Origin of the sequence: Marinovum sp. (genome assembly GCF_034669705.1) — a bacterium.
Taxonomy (GTDB): Bacteria; Pseudomonadota; Alphaproteobacteria; order Rhodobacterales; family Rhodobacteraceae; genus Marinovum.
Window position 1 is genome coordinate 1 of record NZ_JAXMOR010000010.1, and the last position, 23,400, is coordinate 23,400.

Consider the following 23,400-nt stretch of genomic DNA (forward strand, 5'->3'; position numbering starts at 1 on the left):
CTTGCCCAGGGACCTCACGGGATGCCGTCCGCACCTCCATTATACAGAAAACTGGTTAGACAGGGACCTCCTCCGCCCTCACACCGGCCGGCACATCCCCTTGATGCCCTGCGCCACCGCCTCCGGCGCCGCCAGCGTGTGGGCTGCAAGGTCGTGCGCCGCTGCCAGCAGCTGGTCGCGCGGCACCAGTCGCTCGACCAGACCGAAGCGCAGCGCCTCTTCCGCCGACAGCTTCGCGCCGCCCATCAGGATCAGCTTGGTCCGCGCCGGGCCGACCAGCGCCGCCAGCCGCACCGGGTCGGAGGGCTGCGGCAGGTAGCCCAGTTTCATCACCGGATAGAACAACCTGGCCTCCGGCACCGCGATCCGCAGGTCGCAGGCCAGCGCCATGCCGAAGGCGCCACCCGCCAGCGTGCCGTTGAGCGCCGCGATGGTCAGCCCGGGCAGCGCCGCCAGCGCCGCCGAGAGCCGCTCCCAGACGTCAGAGGTGGCGAGCCCGGCCTTCGCGGCCTCGAGATCGGCGCCGGCGGAAAACACCGTGCCGGCGCCGGTCAGGACCAGCGCCCGCGCCTCCTGCGCCTCGATGGCGATCTCCACCAACCGCTCCAGCATCTCGGGCGTCAGCGAGTTCGCCTTGTCGGGGCGATTGAGCGTCACCCGCCAGAGCCCGTCCTCGCGGGTCAGCTCGATCATGCCACCAGCCCGAGCTGCCGCCGCCAGGCCTCGTCGCGCAGCGAGAGTTCCTCGCCGAGATGCGCATCGCCCGCGGGACCGGCCATCCAGAGCAGTGCCTTGGCCACCCACTCCGGCGGAATGTGATCTGACCAGTCAAGCTGGCTTACCGGGTTGATGCCGCTGGTCTTGATCTCGCGCTGCATCTGCGTCGCTACCGTGCCGGGCGAGAGGCCCATGGCGCGGATGCCCTGATCGCGGCCTTCCTTGTCGGCGCAGCGGGTCAGCATGGCCGCGCCCGCCTTGGAGGCGCAATAGTGGCTCCAGGCCTCGACCGGGCCGTGGGCCGCGCCGGAGGAGATGGTGATGATCGTGCCGCCACCCTGCCCGGTCATCACCGGCAGCGCCGCGCGCATGCCGTGGTAGACGCCCTTGAGGTTGATGTCGATCGCATGGCCCCACCCCTCGGGGTCCGAACTGGCCAGCAGCGAAATCGGTTCGATCACCCCGGCGTTGCCGATCAGCACGTCGAGCCGGCCGAAGGTCTCGACCGAGACCCGGACCGCCGCCTCGACCTCCCAGTAGCGGCTGACGTCGCAGGGCACCGCCAGCGCCCGGTCACCGATCTCTCCGGCCAGGTCGGCGACGCTTTCCTCGCTGCGGGCCACAAGCACGACATGCGCCCCCGCCTGCGCGAAGGCGCGCGCCGCGGCGGCGCCGATGCCGCGGCTTGCGCCTGTGATCATTACACATTTTTCGCTGAATTCACCCGACATGCTTACCTCCGCCTGTGGCCGACCTTTCGGCCTTTGGTAGACCCTCGGCAGAGATTGGTCCAGTCGCGCGGAGGTGACGTGCCGCGGGCCGCCTTCCCCTTGACCTCGCCCTGTGGCCTTGGGAAGCTGCACGGGAAATTCATGGAAAGGTACATTTGACATGTCCGGTTATACCAAACTTGCCGGCGGTACCGCGCTGGCCACCCTGATGCTGGCGCAAAGCGCCGCCGCCGACATCACCCCCGACCAGGTCTGGGACGAGCTGCGCGGTTACATGCAGGGCTACGGCTACGAGATCACCGCCCAGAGCGCCTCGAGCGGCGGCGTGCTCACCCTCACCGACCTGGTCACCACCATGCCGTTCCCAGAAGATGACGCCTCCGTGGTGATGGCGATGCCCGAGCTGACCCTGAGCGCCACCGAGGACGGCGCGGTCGATGTCTCCTGGCCGGCCGAGATGGAGGTCGCGTTCACCTTCACCGAGGGGGCCGAAGAGGTGCAGGCGACGCTGCTCTACGAGACCGCCGACCTGCAGGCGCGGGTCTCGGGCGATCCCGGCACCACCGCCTGGGCCTATTCCGCCAGCACCGCGCGGATCTCGCTGGCCGACCTGGTGGTCGAGGGCATCTCGCTGCCGCGCGACGTGATCCGCGGCGAACTGCTGCTTGACGGGCTGGTCGGCGCCTCCTCGATGGCCACCGGCGCAACCCGTGAGGTGGCGCAGGAGGTCAAGATCGGCGCGCTGTCCTATGACATCGCCGGCCGCGATCCTGAGAACACCGCCAATACCGTGCTGTTCAAGGGCGGCATGACCGACCTCGCCTACAGCGGCACCGGCACCCTGCCCACCGAGATGGACAGCGACGATCCGATGGCGGTGATGTCGGTGCTGGATGTCGACGGCAGCGTCTCCTTCTCCGGCGGCACCTCGCAGTTCAACGGCGTCGACGAGGGCCAGGCCGCGAGCTTTGCCTCGAGTTCCGAGGGCGGCAGCATCGGCGTCGCGCTCTCGCCAGAGGCCTGGAATTTCGATTTCCGGCTGCAGGGTTATGACATGCAGGTGCAGGGCGGCGACCTGCCCTTCCCGGTGGCGCTCGAGGCCAGCGAGCTGGGCGGCCATTTCGCCATGCCCACCGCCCGCAGCGAGACACCGCAGGACGTGGCGGCCGGGCTCAACCTGACCGAGTTCCGGATGAACGACCTGATCTGGAACATCTTCGATCCCGCCAGCCAGCTGCCGCGCGATCCCGCGACCATCGCCATCGACCTGTCGGGCAAGGTGCGGATGCTCTATGACCTGTTCGACCCCGACCAGGCCGAGGCGCTGGCCGCCGCCGAGATGCCGGCCGAGCTGCACGAGCTGAAGCTCAATTCGCTGATGGTCGATGCGGTGGGCGCCGTGCTGACGGCCACCGGTGCCTTCACCTTCGACAATTCCGACCTGCAGACCTTTGACGGGCTGCCCCGCCCCGAAGGCGCGCTCACCGCCGAGCTGCGCGGCGCCAACGCGCTGATCGACAAGCTGGTGGCGATGGGCCTGCTGCCCGAGGAACAGGCAATGGGCGCGCGGATGATGATGGGGATGTTCGCGGTCGCCAAGGGCGACGACACCCTGAGCTCGACCCTCGAAATCAACCGCCAGGGCCATGTCATCGCCAACGGCCAGCGCATCCAGTAACCCGTGGCACGCCCCGGCGGGAGACCGTCGGGGCAGCCCGCCCCGCTACCCTTCGGGCAGCAGCGCCGAGAGATAGCCTCTCACCGCGCGCTCCATCCGGTCGGCCAGCGGCGCGGCTTCGGTCTCGCCGGCGCGCACCGCGGCGGAGGTCATCCCCTCGGCCAGGGCCAGCACGTCGCGGGCCGCGGTTTCGGGGTCGTCGACGTAATATTCCGCCAGCACCCCCACCACCTGCGCCTGGACCTGTGTCCTCTGCCGCGAGAGGCCCGGATCGTCGGGCAGCTCGGCCTCGGCCCGCGCCAGCGCCTCGGCCAGCGCCGGCTGCCTGAGCTGCTCCTGCAGACGCGCCCGCACCATGGCGCAGACCACCGCGTCGAGCGCCGCGCCGTCGCTGTCCTCGGCCGCCGCCTCCATCGCCGCCAACACCCCGGCGCGGCTCTGCGACAGCAGCGCGCCGATGATCGCCTGCTTGTTGGGGTAATACTGGTAGAGCGAGCCGATCGAGATGCCCGCCGCGCGCGCCACGTGGTTGGTGGTCAGCCCGCGCAGCCCCTCGCGGGCGAGCAGGCCGCCGGCGGCCTGCAGGATCGCGTCACGGGTCTTGCGGCTGCGGTCCTGACGGGGCGCCTTGCGCGGCGCGAGGGCTGTGGTCATGCGGGCCTCCGGGTTTTGCCCAGTTGCCCACGCCACGCCACAAAAATCAACGCGCGGAAGGCCGCAGGCCGCCGCATTCCCCGCCGCAGGCGCGCGAACGGCCGCCGGATCTTGCACCTCGGCCGCCCGCGCTCTACCTGTTGGCTCCAAGGAGAGCCCAAATGCCGCAGCCATTGTCCGACCTGACCCAAGCCCTGCTCGACGCCGCCCGCAAGGCCGGGGCCGAGAGCGCCGATGCCATCGCTCTGCGCGGCACCTCGGTCACTGTCGACGTGCGCGCCGGCGCGCTGGAACAGGCAGAACGCTCGGAGGCCACCGACATCGGCCTGCGGGTACTGCTGGGCAAGCGGCAGGCCAATGTCTCGGCGTCGGACACCCGTCCCGACACCCTGGCCGCTATGGCCGAACGCGCCGTCGCCATGGCCCGCGAAGCGCCCGAAGACCCGCATGTGGGCCTTGCCGATCCGGCGCAGCTCGCCGCCGACACCGATGCCCGCGCGCTTGAGCTCTCGGACCCGGCCGCCGAGCCCGACCCGGCCGCGCTTCAGGCCCGCGCCGAGGCGGCGGAAGCGGCGGCGCAGGCGGTGGCGCAGGTGAGCCAGGTGCAATCTGCTTCGGCCAGCTACTCCGCCCGCGACGTTCATATTGCCGCCAGCAACGGTTTTTCCGCAGGCTACGGGCGCACCGGCTCCTCGATCTCCTGCGTCGCCATCGCCGGCGAGGGACTGGGCATGGAGCGCGATTACGACGGCGACAGCCGCACCTTTGCCGCCGACCTGCGCAGCGCCGACGAGATCGGCCGCACCGCCGGTGAACGCGCGGTGGAACGGCTGAGCCCGCGCAAGCCGCCCACCGGCAGCTATCCGGTGCTGTTTGACGAGCGGATCTCGGCCACGCTGATCGGCCACCTGCTCTCGGCTATCTCCGGCGCCGCCATCGCCCGCGGCTCGTCGTTCCTGCGCGATGCGCTGGGCCAGCAGGTGCTGCCAGAGGCGCTGAGCGTGATCGAGGACCCGCACCGGCCGCGGATCGCAGGCTCTCGGCCGTTCGATGCCGAGGGGCTGGCCACCCGCCGCCGCGCCATTGTCGACCGCGGCGTGCTCACCGGCTGGACGCTCGACCTCGCCACCGCGCGCAAGCTGGGGCTGGAGAGCACCGCCAACGCGGTGCGCGGCACCTCCGCCCCGCCGCATCCGTCGAACTGGAACATCGAACTGACCCAAGGCGCACGGAGCCGCGCCGAGCTGATCGCCGACATGGGCACCGGGCTGCTGGTGACCTCGATGATCGGCTCGACCATCAACCCCAACACCGGCGACTATTCCCGCGGCGCCTCGGGCCTCTGGGTCGAGAACGGCGAGATCACCCATGCGGTCAACGAGGTCACCATCGCCGGCAACCTGCGCGACATGCTGGCCCGCATCGTGCCGGCCAATGACGCCCGCCCGCATCTGTCGCGGGTGGTGCCCTCGCTGCTGGTCGAAGGCATGACCCTTGCCGGCACCTGAGGCGCGCGACACCGACCTCGCCCTGCTCCTGCGCGCCGCCAAGGCCGCCGGAGAGGTGGCGCTGGGCTTCACCGGCCCCACCGCGCGGGCCTGGGACAAGCCCGGCCAGGGCCCGGTGACCGAGGCCGACTTTGCCGTCAACGACGTGCTGCATGACATCCTGCGCAGCGCCCGGCCGGACTATGGCTGGCTCAGCGAGGAGACGCCCGACGATCTGGCGCGGCTCGATTGCGAGCATGTCTTCATCATCGATCCGATCGATGGCACCCGCAGCTTCATCGAAGGCTCCGGCACCTGGGCGCATTCCATCGCCGTGGCCCGCCACGGCACGGTCACCGCGGCCGTCATCCACCTGCCCGCGCGCGAGCGCACCTTTGCCGCCGCCCTTGGCCGGGGCGCGACGCTCAACGGCGCGGCGATTGCCGCCGGACAGCGTGCCGAGCTGACCGGGGCCAGCCTGATGGCACCGAAACCGACGCTTCAGCCCTTGCATTGGCGCAACGGCCCGCCAGAGGTGACCCGCGTCTTTCGCCCGTCGCTGGCCTATCGCATGGCACTGATCGCGCAGGGGCGTTTTGACGCGATGCTGACGATCCGCCCGACCTGGCACTGGGACATTGCCGCCGGCGCGCTGATCGCCAGCGAGGCCGGCGCACTGGCCACCGGCGCGGACGGCACGCCGCTCACCTTCAACACCGAGACGCCGCAAAGCCCCGGCGTGCTGACCGCCAATCCGGCGCTCTACCGGGCGATCCGGGCCCAGCTGGCCTAGCGCCGCACCGCTACAGTTTCGACGAGATGATCCCGGTGGAAAACCCGCCCATCCGCAGCTCGCCGAACAGCCGCTGATACTCGATCTTGGGGCAGCGGTTCATCACCACGTCGACCCCTGCCGCCTGCAGCCGCTCGGCCGCCGCGGCATGTTCGACACCGATCTGCATCCAGAAGGTCCTGAGGTTCGGCAGATGCGTCAAGGCCGCCTCGGCGATCTCGGGCACAGCCTCTGAGCGGCGGAAGACATCGACCATGTCGACCTCCTCGGGCACCTCCGACAGGTCGGCGCGCACGGTCTGGCCAAAGAGCACCTTGCCGGCATGCACCGGGTTGACCGGGATCACGGTGAAGCCCTTGAGCTTGAGATAGCGCGCCACGTAGTAGCTCGGCCGCACGGTGTTGGGCGAGACACCCACCACCGCGATGCATTTGGTACGGGTCAGGATGGTGCGCAGGAAGGGGTCGCTGTAGCTCATGGACGCAGGCTAGCACCGGGCCGGGGTGGACAAAAGCCGCGGCGACAAGGCCGGACCGGAAAAAGGCCAGGCAAGAAAAAAGCGCCCAGGCAAGGCCCGGGCGCTGAGTGCGGAACGAGGGACAGTGAAATCATGCAAGGGTTCCGGCCTCGCATGTCATGATAGACAAATAGGCAACAATCCGGGTTGGAAAAGGGCGGCTCACCGTTTCGTGAATTGCGGGATCTCAGCCGTTGCGCCGCATCATCATGGCCTGCATGTCGCGGGTCTTGTCGCGCAGGCGGGTCAGCGGGCCGATATGGTCCTGCCGGTCCTGCAGCGTCGGGTGCAGCCGCTCCGAGGCGTCCAGCATGCGCTTGCGCGCCGAGCGGATCACGAACATCTTGCCCCAGCCCGACCAGGTGCCGATGCCCGGCGCCTTGGCATCCACCGGATACCGCGCCTGCCAGCCCTCCGGCAGCGGCAGGCCGCAGGCCTCGGCCTTCTCCAGCATCCAGCAGAGCGGCAGGTTGGCCAGCGGTCTGGCAGGCTCGAATCCGGCGATCTGGCCGCCGACATCGCCATGGGTGCCGGGAAACCACATCTGCTCGACCCGGCCGGTCCAGCCCTCGGGCACGTCCCACAGCAGCGGCGCATAGGCAGCGCGGCGCTCGTCATAGGCCAGCGCGTGATAGCCGTGGCGGATGCTGTCGCCCAGGTGATGGTTGTGAAAGGCATGCGGATCGGCGCTCAGTCGCCAGACCACCGGCAGCCGCAGGCCGAGCGCCTTGACCGTATCGAAGGCGCCGACCATCTCGATCGGCGCCGTCTCGTGGCAGAACTCGGCCCGGAACGCCTGCGCCGCATCGCTGTCGGGCGCGGTCTGGTAGTGGCGATAGGCGGTGGCGACATTGCGTTCAAGCGCATGGCGCGCGGTCACCAGCCCGACCCGGTCGATCATCCCGGCCAGCGAGCGCACGGCGAACGCGCCGCGGGAATAGCCCAGAAGGAAGATTTGGTCGCCCGGGCGGTACCGCGAGGCAAGATAGCCATAGGCGCGGCGGATCTGGCGGTTGATGCCCTTGCCGGTCATCACCGCCCAGGCGGCGCGCCAGTCGGGGAACTGCACCCCGGGCTCGTAGTAGATCGACAGGTCGCCGGGCGCGTCGCAGAGCAGCTTGTAGATCTGGCCGATGTTGGTCTCGGCGCCCTCCCGCAGGCTCGACATCGTGCCGTCAAGAAGGATGACATGGATCCGCTGCCCCCGCCGAGGGCCGGTGCGCGTCTGCCGCAGCCGGAGCTTGCGCGCCAGCCAGCCGGTGACCTGTTTATGCAGACGCTTCAGACGCATCCTTCAACATACTCCAAACCCGCAGCGGCGTGAAAGGCATGTCTGCCTGCCGCACCCCGCGATCCCACAGCGCATCCTGCACCGCATTGCCCATCGCCGCCATCGCGCCCACGGTTCCGGCCTCGCCACAGCCCTTCATGCCCATCGGGTTGGCGGTCGATGGCACCGGCTCGGTCTCAAAACGGAACATGGGAAGATCATCAGCGCGCGGAAGACCGTAATCCATGAAAGTTGCCGTGAGCAGCTGGCCATCCTCGTCGTGCACCACGTGCTCGGTCACCGCCTGGCCGATGCCCTGCGCCACGCCGCCATGCACCTGTCCCTCGGCCAGCATCGGGTTGATCAGGTTGCCGAAGTCATCGACCACGGTATAGCGCTCGACGCTGAGCGCGCCGGTCTCGGGGTCGACCTCGACCTCGGCGATATGGGCGCCATTTGGGTAGGAGCGGCCGGCAATCCTGTCGCGCGCCTCGTGCCGCAAGAGATCCTCGCGCCCGGCCTCGCGGGCCATCTCGGCCGCTTCCAGCAGGGTCGGGGTCATGTTCGACCCTTCGGCCCGGAATGTCTCATTGTCGAATCGCACTGCCTTCTCCTCGACCCCCATCATATCCGCCAAGAACGGCGTGAATGCGGCCACCATCCGGTTCACCACCGTCAGTGTCACGTTGGCCTGCACCGTCACCGAACGCGAGCCGCCGGTACCGCCGCCTCTGGCAATCAGGTCGCTGTCGCCCTGCACCACCCGGATACGGTCCATCGGCAGGCCGGTCTGATCGGCGAGGAAACTGGCATAGACGGTTTCATGGCCCTGCCCGTTCGACTGCGTGCCGACATAGAGCGACACGCCGCCGTCCTCATCAAAGGTTACCCGGGCGCCTTCCGAAGGATCGCCCAAAATGCTTTCGATATAGTAACAGAGCCCCAAGCCGCGCAATTTGCCACGCGACAGGGAGGCGGCCTTGCGCGCGGCAAAGCCCGCCCGGTCGCAGCTGGCTTCGGCATGTGAGAGGACCCGGTCGAAATCGCCGACGTCGTAAAGCTCGCCTGTGACGGTCTGGTAGGGAAACTTCGCTGTCGGGATAAAGTTCCGCCGCCGCAGCTCCCATCCATCGACGCCGAGCTCTCGCGCCGCGCGGTCCATCAGCCGTTCAAGCACATAGATCGCCTCTGGCCGGCCGGCGCCGCGATAGGCGTCGACCTGCACCGTATTGGTGTAATAGCCCTTCACCGACATGTAGGCCGCCTGCACGTCGTAGCAGCCCATCAGAACCTTGGAGAACAGCTGGGTCTGGATCGGCTGGCCGAAGCCGGAGTTGTAGGCGCCGAGGTTGTTGCGGGTGGTGACACGATAGGCCTGAATGCGGTGATTTTCGTCAAACGCCAGTTCGGCCAGCGTCGTCAGGTCGCGGCCGGCATTGTCGCTCAGCATGCTTTCGGTGCGCTCGGCCATCCAGCGCACCGGCCGGTGCAGGGCGCGGGCGGCATGGGCGCAGATCACGTATTCGGGATAGTCCTGCGCCTTCATGCCAAAGCCGCCGCCGACATCGGGGTTGGTGATCCGCAGCATCTCCGGGTCGAGCCGCAGGGCGCGGGCAATGGTGGTCTTGAAGCCCCAGACCCCCTGACCGTTGATTGCCACGTGCAGCCGGTCGCCCTCGGGCTCGGCGTAGCAGCCGCGCGGCTCGAGCGAATTGGCGATCACCCGGTTGTCCTCGACCTGCAGCGCCACCACATGCGCCGCCGCGTCGAAGGCGGCATCGGTGGCCTCGGCATCGCCCATGCCGAAGTGATAGGCGAGGTTGCCGGGGGCTTCGGGGTGGATCGCGGTTTCGGCCTCGTCCAGCGCGAGGCAGACCGGCAGGTCGTCGTAGTCAAACTCGATCAGCTCGGCGGCGTCACGGGCCTGTTGCAGGGTCTCGGCAAAGACCATCGCCACCGGTTCGCCGACAAAGCGCACCCGGTCGCGGGCCAGCACCGGGCGTTCCGGTTTGGCGCCCTTGCTGCCGTCGATGTTGGGAACCAGGGCGCCCTCGAGCGTCGGATCGAGCCCCGCGGCCTCGAGATCGGCCAGGGTCAGCACCAGCTTCACGCCGGACGCGTCGCGCGCCTCGGTGACATCCAGCGTGGTGATCTCGGCATGGGCGACCGGTGAGCGGAAAACCACGCCATGCAGCGCCCCGTCGGGCGCGATGTCATCCACGTAGCGGCCCTCGCCGGTGAGGAAACGCAGGTCTTCTACCCGTGACACGGGCTGGCTCTTGCCAAATTTTTCCATGAAATCTCTCCGTCGACGAATGCCCCGACACTAGGGGTTTGAGCGCCACTGTCCAGTCACTGCCCTCGGCCGCGGACCAATGCCAGAAAATGCCACATTTCCGAACGATCCCCGTCCGAATCGGGGATTAGCCATGAAGCATAAACAATCAAAAAACCAACCCGAGAGTAGAGCTCATGACCAACACAATCATTGACCAGAACGCCATTTCCCGGATTCTCATGCTGCTGGAAGAAGAGCGCGAAAAGGCGCTCAGCCCCCGCGAATGGCAGCACCGCATCGCCGGCTACGGCTATGCCATCAAGCGCACCGAGCAGGGTGAGATGATCACCACCCTGCCGCACGGCCGCGAGGTCTGCGCCCTGCCGGCCCAGCTGTCGGCCTGATCATTCCCTCTCCGCGGCTTGAGCCGGGTCGGTCTTCTGCCGGCCCGGTATCTCGTCGCGCGGCGGCGCCGGGGCCCAGTTGTGGATGATCTCGAGCGCCTCCTCGGCGGTTTCGACAAAGCGGAACAGGTCAAGGTCCTGCGCGGCGATGGTGCCGGCATCGGCCAGCGCCTCCCAATTCACGATCCGCTGCCAGAAATCGCGCCCGAACAGCAGGAATGGCACTCGGTCCATCCGGCCGGTCTGGATCAGCGTCAGCGCCTCGAAGAGCTCGTCCATGGTGCCGAAGCCGCCGGGAAAGACGCAGATCGCCTTGGCGCGCATCAGGAAATGCATCTTGCGGATGGCGAAGTAGTGAAAGTTGAAGCAGAGCTCTGGCGTCACGTACTGGTTCGGCGCCTGCTCGTGCGGCAGCACGATATTGAGGCCGATGGACTTGCCGCCGGCCTCCTCGGCGCCGCGGTTGCCGGCCTCCATCACGCCCGGCCCGCCGCCGGTGACCACCACGTTCTCGCGGCCGCCGGACTTGTTGGATTCCTCCGTCATCAGCCGGGCAAAATTGCGCGCCTCGTCGTAGAACCGTGACAGTTCGGCCAGGGTCTCGGTGCGGGCTGTGTGCTTCTCGGAGGGTTCGGGAATGCGCGCGCCACCGAACAGCACGATGGTGCTCTCGACCCCGGCCTCGGTCATCATCAGCTCCGGCTTGAGCAGCTCGAGCTGCAGCCTGACCGGGCGCAGCGCGTCGCGGCAGAGGAAATCCTCGTCGGCAAAGGCCAGGCGATAGGCCGGCGCGCGGGTCTGCGGCGTGTCCGGCGTGCGGTCGGCTTCGCGGCGGTCTTCCTGGGCGTCGCGAAACCGGCTGCGGCGGGGATCGTTCATGTCATGTCCTGCTCTTTCTTGTCTTGACCGTCATCCAAGAACGTTCGGCGGGCGAACTCAACCCCGATTGCGCAAGCGCGGTTTTTGCTGTCTAAGGCGCCGCAACCTGACTGACGGACCAGACGGAGGAACATCCATGTCCAACGCCCAGCTTGAGACAGCCATCGAAGCGGCATGGGAGGCACGCGACACCATCACGCCGACCACCGGCGGCGAGACCCGCGAGGCGATCGAGGACACGCTCGAGGCGCTCGACAGCGGCAAGCTGCGGGTCGCCGAACGGCAGGAAAACGGTGACTGGCACGTCAACCAATGGGCTAAGAAGGCGGTTCTGCTGGGCTTCCGCATCAAGGACATGGAGCTGCAGGACAACGGCCCGCAAGGCGCCGGCTGGTGGGACAAGGTCGACAGCAAGTTCAAGGGCTGGGGCGAGAACGAGTGGAAAGCCGCGGGCTTTCGCGCGGTGCCCAACTGCGTGGTGCGCAAATCGGCCTATATCGCGCCCGGCGTGGTGCTGATGCCCTCCTTCGTCAACCTCGGCGCCCATGTCGGCGAGGGCACCATGGTCGACACCTGGGCCACCGTCGGCTCCTGCGCGCAGATCGGCAAGAACGTGCACCTGTCGGGCGGCGTCGGCATCGGCGGCGTGCTGGAACCGATGCAGGCCGGCCCCACCATCATCGAGGACAACTGTTTCATCGGCGCGCGGTCCGAAGTGGTCGAGGGCTGCATCGTGCGCGAAGGCTCGGTGCTGGGCATGGGCGTGTTCATCGGCAAGTCGACCAAGATCGTCGACCGTGAAACCGGCGAGTTCACCTATGGCGAAGTGCCGCCCTATTCGGTGGTGGTCGCGGGGTCGATGCCGTCGAAGAACAACGTCAGCCTCTACTGCGCGGTGATCGTCAAGCGCGTCGACGAGAAGACCCGTTCCAAGACCGGCATCAACGAGCTCTTACGCGACTGAGCCGATACCGGGGGTGGCGCCGCGGCGCCGCCCTCACCCGCCGAACCACTTGCGCACCAGCGCGTTGTATTGCCCGTCTTCCTGCAGTTGCAGCAATGCCTGGTTCAGCGGCTCGCGCAGGGGGCTGCCGGTGGGCAGGGCAATGCCGTAGTCCTCGCGCCGGAACACCGTCTCGACCAGATAGGCCTCGCCGTCGCGGTTCTGCGACAGGTAATAGCGCAGCAACGGCCCGTCATAGACCACGACGCTGACCTCCTCGGCCTCGAAGGCGGCGATCATCTCGGCCAGACCGGGATAGGCGCTGTGCGCCACCGCCCGCGTGTCGAGGAAATCCGACGCTGTCGAACCGGCCACCGATCCCACCGCCCGACCATCGAGATCGTTGAGCCCCGAGACGCTCGCCGTCAGCTCGTTGACGGTGATCGCGGCGGTGATCTTGGCAACGAAGATCGACACCACGAACAGGCTCGAGAACACCATCACCGTGGCCAGAAGCCGCCCCGGGATCGAGCGCGGCTGGCGTTCCTCGAAACCGCCGTTGACTACCAGATTGAGCGCCCACCAGAACGACGGAAAGAACGCCTCTCGCGCCGGTTTCTCGAAATAGGGCTGATGGCGGCGCTCGAAAAGCCACATGAAGAAGCCGGCCGCGCAGAGCATGGCGATCGCCACGCCGAGATAGATCGCGATGTCGCGGGTAAAGACCTGTTGCCAGAGCGGCGTCCGGTCGGAGCCCGAGACCATCAGCTGCACGCCGCTCTCGAACACCGGCAGGGTGAAATCCATCTGCGCCTCGCGCGCGGCGGTGATCGAGATATTGGCAATCGCCCCGTCGACCGCGCCAGAGGCCACCCGCGCCAGCATCTCGCCAAAGGCCGGCACCGTCTCGAACCGCACCTCGCGGCCGATCTGCTCGGCCATCATCCGCATCAGGTCGATGCTGAAGCCGGTCTGCGCCTCGGTGCCCATTGCAAAGGGCGGCCGCTCGACGGTGACGAATTCGAGCGTCTGGGCCTTCAGGGTGCCGGCCCAGAGCGGCAGCAGGAGCAGGGCGCAGGCGATCAGCTGCAGAGGGGGCCTGAGGGCCATGGCGCGTCCTTCGTGTTGGGTCCCGAGAATTATCGGCAGCCCGGCGCGCGATGCAACAGCGCCGCGGCGCGAGACGGCCGATTGCGCGCCCGGGCGGGCCGGATTGCCGCAGCACGGGGCGGAAGCGGCTTGACAAGCGCGCGCCCGGACCGCATCCGCAGCGCATGACCAAGAAAGCCCGCAACCAGCAAGTCTATACCCTCGTCGTCCAGGTCGGCCGCAAGTCCGGCGACGGCCTGCCCAAGGGCGCCACCGGTGCCGGCCTGGTCTGCTATGCCTCCGGCGTCGACGAGGCCGAGGCGGTGCGCGAGACCGTGGCCCTGCTCAAGCAGGCCGACCTCGCGCCGCTCGATGTCACCGGCCACGGATCGCTCGAGGAGCGCCGCGCAGCGGGCGAGGAGATCGCCGCCGAGGAAGAGGCGCTGATGCAGCGCGCGCGCGACGAGAATTCCGTCGTGGTGGCGCAGATGGAGCCGTTCTACGACCCGCTGGTCGACGGCGACGCCTGACGCCTCAGGCAACGTCCGCCAGCGCCTGCGCCTCGAACCGTTGCAGCACCGGCGGCGTCAGATGCGCCTGTTCCGGCAAGAGCTTTGGCCTAACCTGCGCCAGCAGCGTCGCCGCCAGCCTGTCGGGATCGCGGCGCAGCCGGCCAATATAGAGGCTCTCGGTCCAGGCGCCGCTGGCGGCAAAGACCGCATGCGAGGGCAAGAGCGCCTGGGCATAGCTGACCAATGGCAGGCTCGGCTCGAACAGCGCCGACTGACCGTTCACCAGAAAGGCCGCCGGCACCAGCACACCCTCGCAACCAAAGGTGTAATCCACCACCGCGCCGCTGACGAAGATCTTCTGATGCGGGGCCACAACGATATCGCGCTCCAGCCCGAAATAGGGCGCGCGCAGGCGGATCGGGGCAAAGCTGCCGAGGCCCGGCACGATGCGTTGTGCCACATGCAGCACTGGCTCTGGCGGCGCGTCGCGGGTCAGCACCAGATCGCCACAGCGCAGCTTCGAGACCTCGCGCGCGCCGAACGGCGTGTCGACGAAGGTCCGCGCCGCCAGACCCGGCAGGGGCCCCACCGGCTCGACCGTGTTGGAGATCGCCAGAAAGACCAGTTCGGCCTCATCGGGCGCGCAGAGGGCCATTGCCGGAAAGGCCGTCAGGCTGTCGAGCGCCATCGGCGCCGGCAGGTCGAGTGATCCGGTGACAAAGCCCTGCCCGTCCGCCCGCTCGACCGCAAAGCGCGCCAGCCCGGCCTCGCAATCCCAGGCAAAGCTCAGCCGCAGCACCGGGGCGCCCTCTGGCAGCGGCAGCCGCAGGGTGCGGTGCACCATGGTCCGGCCCTGCGCCACCACCAGCGCAAAACAGCCCTCTGGCAGCGCCAGGATCGACAGGTGACCGGCGGCATGGGCCTGCAGCGGAATGCGCAGGATCGGCTGCGCGCTGGCGACCGGGCTCAGGCTGCACTCCAGCAGCACCGTGCCGCGACGCATCGCGCCCCGCGGCGGCAACCTGTCGAAGGGGGGATAGAGCTGTGTCCGGCCGCCCGCGGCCAATGCGGCCACCCAGCTCATCGGGCACACCCGCTGACGGACGCGACGGATCGCGACGTTGCACTGTTCATCTCACTGCTCCAGCCCTACCGCGCGGTCTTGCCTCCTGCCACCGTCTCTGCCGCCGGGGTCTCCGGCCGGGCCTGGGGGGATCATCGAGGGCCGCGTCGTTGTTGCGGCCAGCCTAGCACCGCGCGGCGGCTTCTGTTAAGCGATGGCAAGATGCTGCGGGCAAGCCGCTGCAAATAGGTCACTATTCCCAAGAGGTGATGTCATGCCGCAAACCGACCCGCTTGAGCTGACCGCAGCCCTTGTGCGCTGCGCCTCGGTGACGCCAGAGGATGGCGGCGCGCTGGACGTGGTGCAGGGGGTGCTGGAGGCTGCGGGCTTTGCCTGCACGCGGGTCGACCGCGGCGGCATCGCCAACCTTTTTGCCCGCTGGGGCGACAAGGGCCACGCCCGCACGTTCGGCTTCAACGGCCATACAGACGTGGTGCCGCTGGGCAAGCGCGAAGACTGGAGCGCCGATCCCTTCGGCGCCGAGATCCGCGACGGCTTTCTCTATGGCCGCGGCGCCACCGACATGAAATCCGGCGTCGCCGCCTTTGCCGCCGCGGCGGCGGATTTCGTTACCGAGACCCCGCCCGAGGGCGCGGTGATCCTTGCGATCACCGGCGACGAGGAGGGCGACGCCGATCACGGCACCAAGGCGCTGCTCGATTACATGGCGGCGCAAGGCGAACAGATGTCGGTCTGTCTGGTGGGAGAGCCGACCTGCCCCGACCGGATGGGCGAGATGATGAAGATCGGCCGTCGCGGCTCGGTCACCGCCTGGATCGAAGTGGTGGGCCAGCAGGGTCATGCCGCCTATCCCTATCGTGCCAGGAACCCGCTGCCGGCGATGGCGCGGTTGATGGATCGGCTGTCGAGCCATGAGCTCGATACCGGCACCGCGCATTTCGATGCCTCGACCCTGGCGGTAGTGACCATCGACACCGGCAACCCGGCGACCAACGTGATCCCGGCCAAGAGCACCGCCACCGTCAACATCCGCTTCAACGATGCCCATTCCGGCGCCTCGCTGAGCGACTGGCTGCGCGCCGAAGCCGATGCCGTGGCCGATGCCTTCGGTGTCGAGATCACGATGAAGATCAAGATCTCCGGCGAAAGCTTCCTCACCCCGCCGGGGCCGCTGTCGGACCTTGTGGCGCGCGCGGTCGCGGCCGAGACCGGCGTCACGCCCGAGCTCAGCACCACCGGCGGCACGTCGGATGCACGCTTTGTCAAGGATCACTGCCCGGTGGTCGAGTTCGGCCTGGTCGGTCGCACCATGCACCAGGTCGACGAGCGCGTCGCGGTGGAGCAGGTGCACCAGCTCAAGGCGATCTATCGCCGCATCCTCGGGGATTACTTTGCATGAGCGTGACGATCGCCCGTACCGAGGATCTGGAGACCTGCCTGAAGCTGCGCTTCGAGGTGTTCGTCGACGAGCAGGGCGTGCCGGCCGTGATCGAGCGCGATGCCTATGACGCTGTGGCGCTGCATCTGCTGGCGGTCGAGGATGGCACGCCGCTCGGCACTGCCCGCATCCTGCCCAATGGCGAGATCGGCAAGATCGGCCGGGTCTGCGTGGTCAAACGGGCGCGCGGCACCGGCCTCGGCGCGGCACTGATCCGCGCGGCGCTCGACGAGATGCGCGCCGACGGGCGGTTCGCCAAGGCGGCGCTGGGCTCGCAGCTGCATGCGATCCCGTTTTACGAGAAGCTGGGGTTCGCCGCCTATGGCGCGGAGTTCGACGACGCCGGCATTCCGCATCGGATGATGGAACGCGCCCTGTGAGGCAGCGCCTCGTCGTCATGCTGAAAGAGCCGCGCCCCGGACGGGTCAAGACCCGGCTGGGCCGCGACATCGGCATGGTCGCGGCCGCCTGGTGGTTTCGTCATCAGACCGCGCGGCTGCTGCGCCGGCTGGAGGATCCGCGCTGGGATCTGATCCTCGCCGTGGCACCGGACCGCGAGGGCCTGCACAGCCGCGTCTGGCCGGGACACCTTCCGCGCATCCCGCAAGGCCGTGGCGATCTTGGCGCACGGATGGCGCGGGTGTTTCGCGGCCTGCCGCCGGGGCGCGCCTGCGTCATCGGCGGCGACATTCCCGGCGTGACACCGGCGCATGTGGCCCGCGCCTTTGCCGCTTTGGGCGATCATGACGCCTGCTTTGGCCCCGCCCCCGATGGCGGCTACTGGCTCATCGGGCTGCGCCATCCGGGCCGTGCGCCCTCTGGGTTTCTGGACGGCGTGCGCTGGTCGTCGGAACACGCTCTCTCAGACAGTCGCGCCACCCTGCCCGGATGCCGCATCGCCCAGGTCGACACGCTGGCAGATGTCGATACCGCCGCGGACCTGGCCCCCTGACCCGCATCTGGCGGCGCGTCTCCCCGCCCGCAGCGGCTGGACCCTCCCGCCCCGCGCGCTAGTCTTCTCGGACACACCGCGAAAGACCCGAGAGCCATGCCACTGTTCTATCATCGCAACCGCCAGAACACCCCCGAGACCCGCCGGATCTATGCCGCCTTCGAGCTGGCCTATACCGCCGTCGATTTCGCCGCGGCCTCGTGCTTCATTGCGGGTTCAGTGATGTTTTTCTTCGACGCCTGGCAGACCGCCGGCACCTGGATGTTTCTCATCGGTTCGATCCTGTTTGCCACCAAACCGACCATGCGCTTTGTCCGCGAGCTGCGGCTGGCGGCCGAGGGCTACGAGGACGACCTTGCCCGGCGGTTTGGCAAGTGACGCCCCCGCGCACCCGTGCTAGGCCAACGCCATGAGCCAATTGCCCACCAAAGCCCAGATCCTCGACTGGATCGCCGCCAACCCGACCCTCACCGCCAAGCGCGACATCGCCAAGGCCTTCGGTATCAAGGGCGCCGCCCGGATCGATCTCAAGCGCCTGCTCAAGGAGCTCGAGGCCGAAGGTCATCTGGAAAAGCGCAAAAAGACCTATCGCGACCCCGACCGGCTGCCGCCGGTCTCTGTGCTGCAGATCAAGGAACCGACGCCGGATGGCGATCTCTTTGCCAAGCCGCTGGAATGGCACGGCGAAGGCGTCGAACCGATCGTGCTGGTGGTGCCGCGCGCCTCGGACCCGGCCCTTGGCGAGGGCGACCGCATCCTTGCCAAGCTGCAGGTAGTGCATGAGGAGGACCACAACTACGAGGCGCGGCTCATCCGCCGCATCGGCACCAACCCGAGGCGCATCCTCGGGGTGTTTTCCAAGCGCTCCGAAGGCGGCCGGATCAAACCGGTCGACAAGGGCGCCGACAAGGAATGGCAGGTCAATGCCGGCGACGAGCACGGGGCCAAGGACGGCGAACTGGTCGAGGCGGAACTGGCCGGGCCCAAGAGCCGCATGGGCCTGCCCCGCGCCCGCATCGTCGAGCGGCTGGGCGATCCGACCGCGCCAAAGGCGGTCTCGCTGATCGCGATCCACCAGCATGGCATACCCGATGCCTTTCCCGACGAGGTGATCGCCGAGGCCGACGCGATGAAACCCGCCGGCCTCTCTGGCCGCGAGGACCTGCGCGAGCTGCCGCTGATCACCATCGACCCGGCCGATGCGCGCGACCATGACGACGCCTGCTATGCCCATGCCGATGATGATCCGAAGAACCGCGGCGGTCATGTGATCTGGGTCGCCATCGCCGATGTGGCGCATTACGTCCGCCCCGGCTCGGCGCTCGACCGCGAGGCGCGCAAGCGCGGCAACTCCAGCTATTTCCCCGACCGGGTGGTGCCGATGTTGCCTGACCGGCTGTCGGGTGACCTCTGTTCGCTGCACGAGGGGGTGCCGCGCGCCTGTCTCGCGGTGCGGATGCAGATCACCGCCGCCGGCGAGAAGATCGGTCACCGATTCGTGCGCGGGCTGATGCGCTCGCCCGCCTCGCTGAATTATCAGGAGGTGCAGGCCGGAATGGATGGCCAGCCGAACGCGCGCGTCGCGGAGTTGATGGAGGACGTGATCCGGCCGCTCTATGCCGCCTACGACGCGCTGGTCCGGGCGCGCAACGCCCGCCAGCCGCTCGATCTCGACCTGCCGGAGCGGCGGATCGAACTGTCGGACGAGGGCAAGGTGACCTCGATCAACTTCCGCGACCGCTTGGACGCGCACCGGCTGATCGAGGAGTTCATGATCCTCGCCAATGTCGCCGCCGCCGAGACGCTGATCGCCCAAAAGGTGCCGCTTCTGTTCCGCGTCCACGAAGAACCGCCGCAGGACAAGCTGGAGTCGTTGCGCGACACCGCCGATGCCGCCGGGCTGACGCTGGCCAAGGGGCAGGTGCTGAAGACCGCACATCTCAACAAACTGCTGCATGACGCCGCCGGCACCGAGGAGTCGGAACTGATCAACCTCGCCACGCTGCGCTCGATGACCCAGGCCTATTACAGCCCGAAGAACTTCGGTCATTTCGGGCTGGCGTTGCAGAATTACGGCCATTTCACCTCGCCCATCCGGCGCTATTCCGACCTGATCGTGCACCGCGGCCTGATCACGGCGCATGGCTGGGGCAAGGACGGGCTCTCGCCAGAGGACATCGACAAGCTGGAGCCGACGGCGGCGCATATCTCCGACACCGAGCGCCGCTCGATGATCGCCGAGCGCGACACCACCGACCGCTATCTCGCGTCTTACCTGTCGGAACGGGTGGGCGACGAGTTCGAAGGCAGGATCTCGGGCATCGCGCGGTTCGGCGCCTTCGTGAAGCTTGACGAGACCGGCGCCGACGGGCTGATCCCGATGCGCAATCTCGGGAGGGAGTATTTCCACTTCGACCAAGAGAGCGCCACGCTGATGGGGTCCGACACCGGGCTGACCATCACCATCGGCCAGCGGGTCACCGTGCGGCTGACCGAGGCGGCGCCGGTGACCGGCGGCATCGCGCTGGAACTGCTGGAGATCGACGGCGCCAAGCCGCCGCGCGGCAATGGCACCGGCCCGCGGGGGCGGCGTGGCGGCGGCACGGGCCGGCCGGCGAAGCGCAAGCTGGTCAAATCGAAGAAGAAGGCTGCGAAGGTGAGCCGCAAGCGGCGGTAGGCGGCGCGACCTGAGAGGTTTCGGGCGACGGGGTTGGGTCCCGGCGCCCGGCAGGCGCGCTGGGCGCGCTGCCGGTGGCCCTGTCAGTGCCCCGGACGTGATCCGGGGCCTCGCCGCCAGCGTCGCGACCGGCGGCGTCATATGGCCGGCGCGGAGGTCCCGGGTCAGGCCCGGGACGAGGTGGGGTTATTGAGAGAGCCGGGTGGGCCGGGTCCTGGCGCCCGTTAGGCGCGCAGGGTGCGCTGCCGGTCGCCCTGTCACAGCCCGCGCTCCGGACGTGATCCGGGGCCTCTCCACCAGCATCGCGACCGGCGGCGTCATATGGTTGGCGCGGAGGTCCCGAGTCAGGCCCGGGACGGGGTGTCTGGTCTTCAGGGGCACCCCGCGTGGCAAAGACATGTCCCGCACCCCCGCCCGGTCTGACCGCGGCACGGCTGCGCGCAAGGGGAACCGTGAGGTCCCGGGTCAAGCCCGGGACGCGGGCGCGCATGACTTTTTAAGTCACCACTCTGAGCGTCAGGTTGATCCGGCCGCCATCCTTCAAAAGCGGTGCGCTGCCGAACTTGATCCGGTCGACCCCATGGTGCACCAGCCGCGCCGCGCCGCCGATCACCAGCACGTCGCCAGAGCGCAGCCAGACCGATTGCGTCTTGCCGCCCTTCTCGACGTTGCCGACGCGAAACAGCCCCTCGTCGCCCAGCGACACCGAGACCACAGGCTGGGTGAAATCCGCCTCGTCGCGGTCCTGATGCAGCCCCATGCGCGCGCCCTCGCCATAGTAGTTCACCAGGCAGCACTCCGGCGCCCGGGCCTGCGGCGCGAGGTCGCGCCAGACCGCCATGACCTCATCGGGAATCGCCGGCCAGTCCATGCCCTCGGGATGACGCGGTTCATAGCGATAGCCGGTCCGGTCGGTGACCCAGCCGAATCTGCCCGCGGCGGTCATCCTGACCGACATCGGCCGCCCGCCCGGCGTCACCGGGCGGTAGAAAGGCGCCTGCCGCACCACCTCGCGCAGCGCCTCAAGCATTTCAACCTGTTGTCCGTGATCGAGATATCCGGGAAAAACCTTTACCCCGCGCAGATCAAGCGCCTCCATGCGGCCTCCTTTCGCCTGCCACCCTGAATTCCTCGCGCATTTGCACAATACCGATGCCCACACCGCTTGCAGCATAGAAACCCGGTCCTTATATACACGCCGAAGCGCGGAACGGGCCGCAAGGCTCACCGCCACTCGCTTCGGGGTCGGGATGCCTCATATGGGTTCCGCCTCGTGTCATCGCCTTGAAGATTAAGAGGGATCGAAACAATGGGTAAAGTCATCGGGATTGACCTCGGCACCACAAACAGCTGTGTGGCCATCATGGACGGCAGCCAGCCGCGGGTCATCGAAAACTCCGAAGGTGCGCGCACGACGCCGTCGATCGTCGCCTTCACCGACAACGAACGCCTGGTGGGTCAGCCGGCCAAGCGTCAGGCCGTCACCAATCCGGAAAACACCGTCTTTGGCGTCAAGCGTCTGATCGGTCGTCGGTTCGACGACACCGACCTGGCCAAGGACAAGAAGAACATGCCGTTCAACGTCATCGACGGCGGCAACGGCGACGCCTGGGTTGAAGCCAAGAGCGACAAGTACAGCCCGTCGCAAATCTCGGCCTTCATCCTCGGCAAGATGAAAGAGACCGCAGAATCCTACCTCGGCGAGGAAGTCGACCAGGCGGTGATCACCGTTCCGGCCTACTTCAACGACGCCCAGCGTCAGGCCACCAAGGACGCCGGCAAGATCGCCGGCCTCGAAGTGCTGCGCATCATCAACGAGCCGACCGCGGCGGCGCTGGCCTATGGCCTCGATAAGGAAAACACCCACACCATCGCGGTCTATGACCTCGGCGGCGGGACGTTTGACGTGACCATCCTCGAGATCGACGACGGTCTGTTCGAAGTGAAGTCGACCAACGGCGACACCTTCCTCGGTGGTGAAGACTTCGACATGCGGATCGTCAACTACCTGGCCGAGCAGTTCAAGAAAGAGCACGGCGTCGATCTGACCAAGGACAAGATGGCGCTGCAGCGTCTGAAAGAGGCGGCCGAGAAGGCCAAGATCGAACTGTCCTCCTCGTCCCAGACCGAGATCAACCAGCCGTTCATCTCGATGGACCCGAACGGTGGCCAGCCGCTGCACCTTGTGATGAAGCTGACCCGCGCCAAGCTGGAAAGCCTGGTTGGCGACCTGATCAAGGCCTCGATCAAGCCTTGCCAGGCGGCGTTGAAGGACGCCGGCCTCTCGACCTCCGAAATCGACGAGGTTGTTCTGGTTGGCGGTATGACCCGGATGCCGAAGGTCATCGAAGAGGTGACCAAGTTCTTCGGGAAAGAGCCGCACAAGGGTGTGAACCCGGACGAGGTGGTTGCCATGGGTGCCGCCATTCAGGCCGGTGTTCTGCAGGGTGACGTCAAGGACGTGGTCCTGCTCGACGTGACGCCGCTGTCGCTGGGGATCGAGACGCTGGGTGGCGTGTTCACCCGCCTGATCGACCGCAACACCACGATCCCGACCAAGAAGTCGCAGATCTTCTCGACCGCCGAGGACAACCAGAACGCGGTGACCATCCGGGTCTTCCAGGGTGAGCGCGAGATGGCGGCCGACAACAAGATGCTCGGCCAGTTCAATCTCGAGAACATCCCGCCGGCGCCGCGCGGCATGCCGCAGATCGAGGTGACCTTCGACATCGACGCCAACGGCATCGTCTCGGTCCAGGCCAAGGACAAGGGTACCGGCAAGGAACAGAAGATCACCATCCAGGCGTCTGGTGGTCTGTCCGACGAGGACATCGAGAAGATGGTCAAGGAGGCCGAGGAGAACGCCGAGGCCGACAAGTCGCGCAAGGAACTTGTGGAAGCCAAGAACCAGGCCGAGAGCCTGATCCACTCGACCGAGAAATCGCTCGAGGAGCATTCCGACAAGGTCGACCCGACCACCGTCGAGGCGATCGAACTGGCGGTGGCCGCGCTCAAGGACGAGCTCGAGACCGACAATGCCGACAAGATCAAGTCCGGCATTCAGAACGTCATGGAAGCCTCGATGAAACTGGGTGAGGCGATCTACAAGAACTCTCAGGAAGAGGCCGGCGAAGAGGCCCCTGCCGAGGCCGATGGCCCGGCGAATGACGATGACACCATCGTCGACGCCGATTTCGAGGACCTTGACGACGACAAGCGCGCCTGATCGTCAGTGACGACAGCGCGATGGAACCACTGCTGGGGGCCGGTCCGGACGCCGGACCGGCCCTCGCATGT

22 protein-coding genes are annotated in these 23,400 nt (G+C 67.7%); 12 read left to right on the forward strand and 10 right to left on the reverse strand.

What is annotated here, in order from left to right; all coding sequences use genetic code 11:
* Positions 1-78: 78 nt before the first annotated feature.
* Positions 79-693, reverse strand: a complete 615-nt coding sequence (locus VOI27_RS09065) for an enoyl-CoA hydratase/isomerase family protein (RefSeq protein WP_323765009.1) — start codon at positions 691-693, stop codon at positions 79-81.
* The gene (locus VOI27_RS09070) at positions 690-1,418 is read right to left on the reverse strand and encodes an SDR family oxidoreductase (RefSeq protein ID WP_323765010.1); all 729 of its coding nucleotides are present in this window, start codon (positions 1,416-1,418) and stop codon (positions 690-692) included. Before VOI27_RS09070 ends, VOI27_RS09065 begins: the two co-directional genes overlap by 4 nt.
* Positions 1,419-1,608: 190 nt before the next feature.
* Here VOI27_RS09070 and VOI27_RS09075 point away from each other — a divergent pair, with 190 nt between their 5' ends.
* Positions 1,609-3,126 carry a DUF2125 domain-containing protein gene (locus VOI27_RS09075; protein WP_323765011.1) on the forward strand — a complete coding sequence of 506 codons (1,518 nt, stop codon included), beginning with the start codon at positions 1,609-1,611 and terminating at the stop codon, positions 3,124-3,126.
* A 45-nt stretch (positions 3,127-3,171) separates the two neighbouring features.
* On the opposite strand, the gene VOI27_RS09080 is transcribed toward VOI27_RS09075, so the two are convergent.
* Entirely contained in the window at positions 3,172-3,780 is a 609-nt protein-coding gene (locus tag VOI27_RS09080; RefSeq protein WP_323765012.1) for a TetR/AcrR family transcriptional regulator, read from the reverse strand.
* A 161-nt stretch (positions 3,781-3,941) separates the two neighbouring features.
* Here VOI27_RS09080 and VOI27_RS09085 point away from each other — a divergent pair, with 161 nt between their 5' ends.
* Both VOI27_RS09085 and VOI27_RS09090 read left to right on the forward strand, forming a co-directional pair.
* Positions 3,942-5,288: a TldD/PmbA family protein gene (locus tag VOI27_RS09085; protein ID WP_323765013.1), complete on the forward strand. Its 1,347-nt coding sequence runs from the start codon at positions 3,942-3,944 to the stop codon at positions 5,286-5,288.
* On the forward strand, positions 5,275-6,060 hold the full coding sequence (locus VOI27_RS09090) for a 3'(2'),5'-bisphosphate nucleotidase CysQ (RefSeq protein ID WP_323765014.1): 786 nt from the start codon (positions 5,275-5,277) through the stop codon (positions 6,058-6,060). Before VOI27_RS09085 ends, VOI27_RS09090 begins: the two co-directional genes overlap by 14 nt.
* A 10-nt stretch (positions 6,061-6,070) precedes the next feature.
* On the opposite strand, the gene VOI27_RS09095 is transcribed toward VOI27_RS09090, so the two are convergent.
* From VOI27_RS09095 to VOI27_RS09105, 3 genes are all read right to left on the reverse strand, one after another.
* A complete protein-coding gene (locus VOI27_RS09095) occupies positions 6,071-6,538 on the reverse strand; it encodes a CoA-binding protein (RefSeq protein WP_323765015.1) in 468 nt (155 codons plus the stop codon).
* Positions 6,539-6,764: 226 nt separating this feature from the next.
* The gene (locus VOI27_RS09100; protein ID WP_323765016.1) at positions 6,765-7,868 is read right to left on the reverse strand and encodes a DUF2235 domain-containing protein; all 1,104 of its coding nucleotides are present in this window, start codon (positions 7,866-7,868) and stop codon (positions 6,765-6,767) included.
* The gene (locus VOI27_RS09105) at positions 7,846-10,143 is read right to left on the reverse strand and encodes a xanthine dehydrogenase family protein molybdopterin-binding subunit (protein WP_323765017.1); all 2,298 of its coding nucleotides are present in this window, start codon (positions 10,141-10,143) and stop codon (positions 7,846-7,848) included. The genes VOI27_RS09100 and VOI27_RS09105 overlap by 23 nt, the downstream gene beginning before the upstream one ends.
* A gap of 176 nt (positions 10,144-10,319) precedes the next feature.
* Between VOI27_RS09105 and VOI27_RS09110 the strand changes: the two genes are divergently transcribed.
* Complete coding sequence (locus VOI27_RS09110; protein ID WP_323765018.1) at positions 10,320-10,529, forward strand: hypothetical protein; 210 nt, start codon at positions 10,320-10,322, stop codon at positions 10,527-10,529.
* On the opposite strand, the gene VOI27_RS09115 is transcribed toward VOI27_RS09110, so the two are convergent.
* Positions 10,530-11,408 (reverse strand): TIGR00730 family Rossman fold protein, encoded by an 879-nt coding sequence (locus VOI27_RS09115; protein ID WP_323765019.1) that lies wholly within the window; start codon positions 11,406-11,408, stop codon positions 10,530-10,532.
* A gap of 136 nt (positions 11,409-11,544) precedes the next feature.
* Between VOI27_RS09115 and dapD the strand changes: the two genes are divergently transcribed.
* On the forward strand, positions 11,545-12,372 hold the full coding sequence (dapD, locus tag VOI27_RS09120; protein WP_323765020.1) for a 2,3,4,5-tetrahydropyridine-2,6-dicarboxylate N-succinyltransferase: 828 nt from the start codon (positions 11,545-11,547) through the stop codon (positions 12,370-12,372).
* 33 nt (positions 12,373-12,405) lie between these two features.
* Here the strand turns inward: dapD and VOI27_RS09125 are convergent, their stop codons facing one another.
* A complete protein-coding gene (locus tag VOI27_RS09125) occupies positions 12,406-13,461 on the reverse strand; it encodes a transporter substrate-binding domain-containing protein (protein ID WP_323765021.1) in 1,056 nt (351 codons plus the stop codon).
* A 164-nt stretch (positions 13,462-13,625) separates the two neighbouring features.
* On the opposite strand from VOI27_RS09125, the gene VOI27_RS09130 reads away from it, so the two are divergent.
* Entirely contained in the window at positions 13,626-13,970 is a 345-nt protein-coding gene (locus VOI27_RS09130) for a hypothetical protein (protein ID WP_323765022.1), read from the forward strand.
* Positions 13,971-13,974: 4 nt separating this feature from the next.
* Here the strand turns inward: VOI27_RS09130 and VOI27_RS09135 are convergent, their stop codons facing one another.
* Positions 13,975-15,036 carry a Hint domain-containing protein gene (locus VOI27_RS09135; RefSeq protein ID WP_323765023.1) on the reverse strand — a complete coding sequence of 354 codons (1,062 nt, stop codon included), beginning with the start codon at positions 15,034-15,036 and terminating at the stop codon, positions 13,975-13,977.
* A gap of 253 nt (positions 15,037-15,289) precedes the next feature.
* Between VOI27_RS09135 and dapE the strand changes: the two genes are divergently transcribed.
* The 5 genes from dapE (at position 15,290) to rnr (ending at position 20,103) form a co-directional block, all read left to right on the forward strand.
* The gene (gene dapE / locus VOI27_RS09140; protein ID WP_323765024.1) at positions 15,290-16,435 is read left to right on the forward strand and encodes a succinyl-diaminopimelate desuccinylase; all 1,146 of its coding nucleotides are present in this window, start codon (positions 15,290-15,292) and stop codon (positions 16,433-16,435) included.
* A complete protein-coding gene (locus VOI27_RS09145) occupies positions 16,432-16,854 on the forward strand; it encodes a GNAT family N-acetyltransferase (RefSeq protein ID WP_323765025.1) in 423 nt (140 codons plus the stop codon). The genes dapE and VOI27_RS09145 overlap by 4 nt, the downstream gene beginning before the upstream one ends.
* Entirely contained in the window at positions 16,851-17,426 is a 576-nt protein-coding gene (locus VOI27_RS09150) for a TIGR04282 family arsenosugar biosynthesis glycosyltransferase (RefSeq protein ID WP_323765026.1), read from the forward strand. The genes VOI27_RS09145 and VOI27_RS09150 overlap by 4 nt, the downstream gene beginning before the upstream one ends.
* A 96-nt stretch (positions 17,427-17,522) precedes the next feature.
* Positions 17,523-17,804, forward strand: a complete 282-nt coding sequence (locus VOI27_RS09155; protein ID WP_323765027.1) for a YrhK family protein — start codon at positions 17,523-17,525, stop codon at positions 17,802-17,804.
* 31 nt (positions 17,805-17,835) lie between these two features.
* Positions 17,836-20,103 (forward strand): ribonuclease R, encoded by a 2,268-nt coding sequence (gene rnr / locus VOI27_RS09160; RefSeq protein ID WP_323765028.1) that lies wholly within the window; start codon positions 17,836-17,838, stop codon positions 20,101-20,103.
* Positions 20,104-20,599: 496 nt separating this feature from the next.
* Here the strand turns inward: rnr and VOI27_RS09165 are convergent, their stop codons facing one another.
* On the reverse strand, positions 20,600-21,202 hold the full coding sequence (locus VOI27_RS09165) for an alpha-ketoglutarate-dependent dioxygenase AlkB (protein ID WP_323765029.1): 603 nt from the start codon (positions 21,200-21,202) through the stop codon (positions 20,600-20,602).
* A gap of 210 nt (positions 21,203-21,412) precedes the next feature.
* Between VOI27_RS09165 and dnaK the strand changes: the two genes are divergently transcribed.
* Positions 21,413-23,329, forward strand: coding sequence for a molecular chaperone DnaK (gene dnaK / locus VOI27_RS09170; protein ID WP_323765030.1), 1,917 nt, complete (start codon positions 21,413-21,415; stop codon positions 23,327-23,329).
* Positions 23,330-23,400 lie beyond the last annotated feature (71 nt).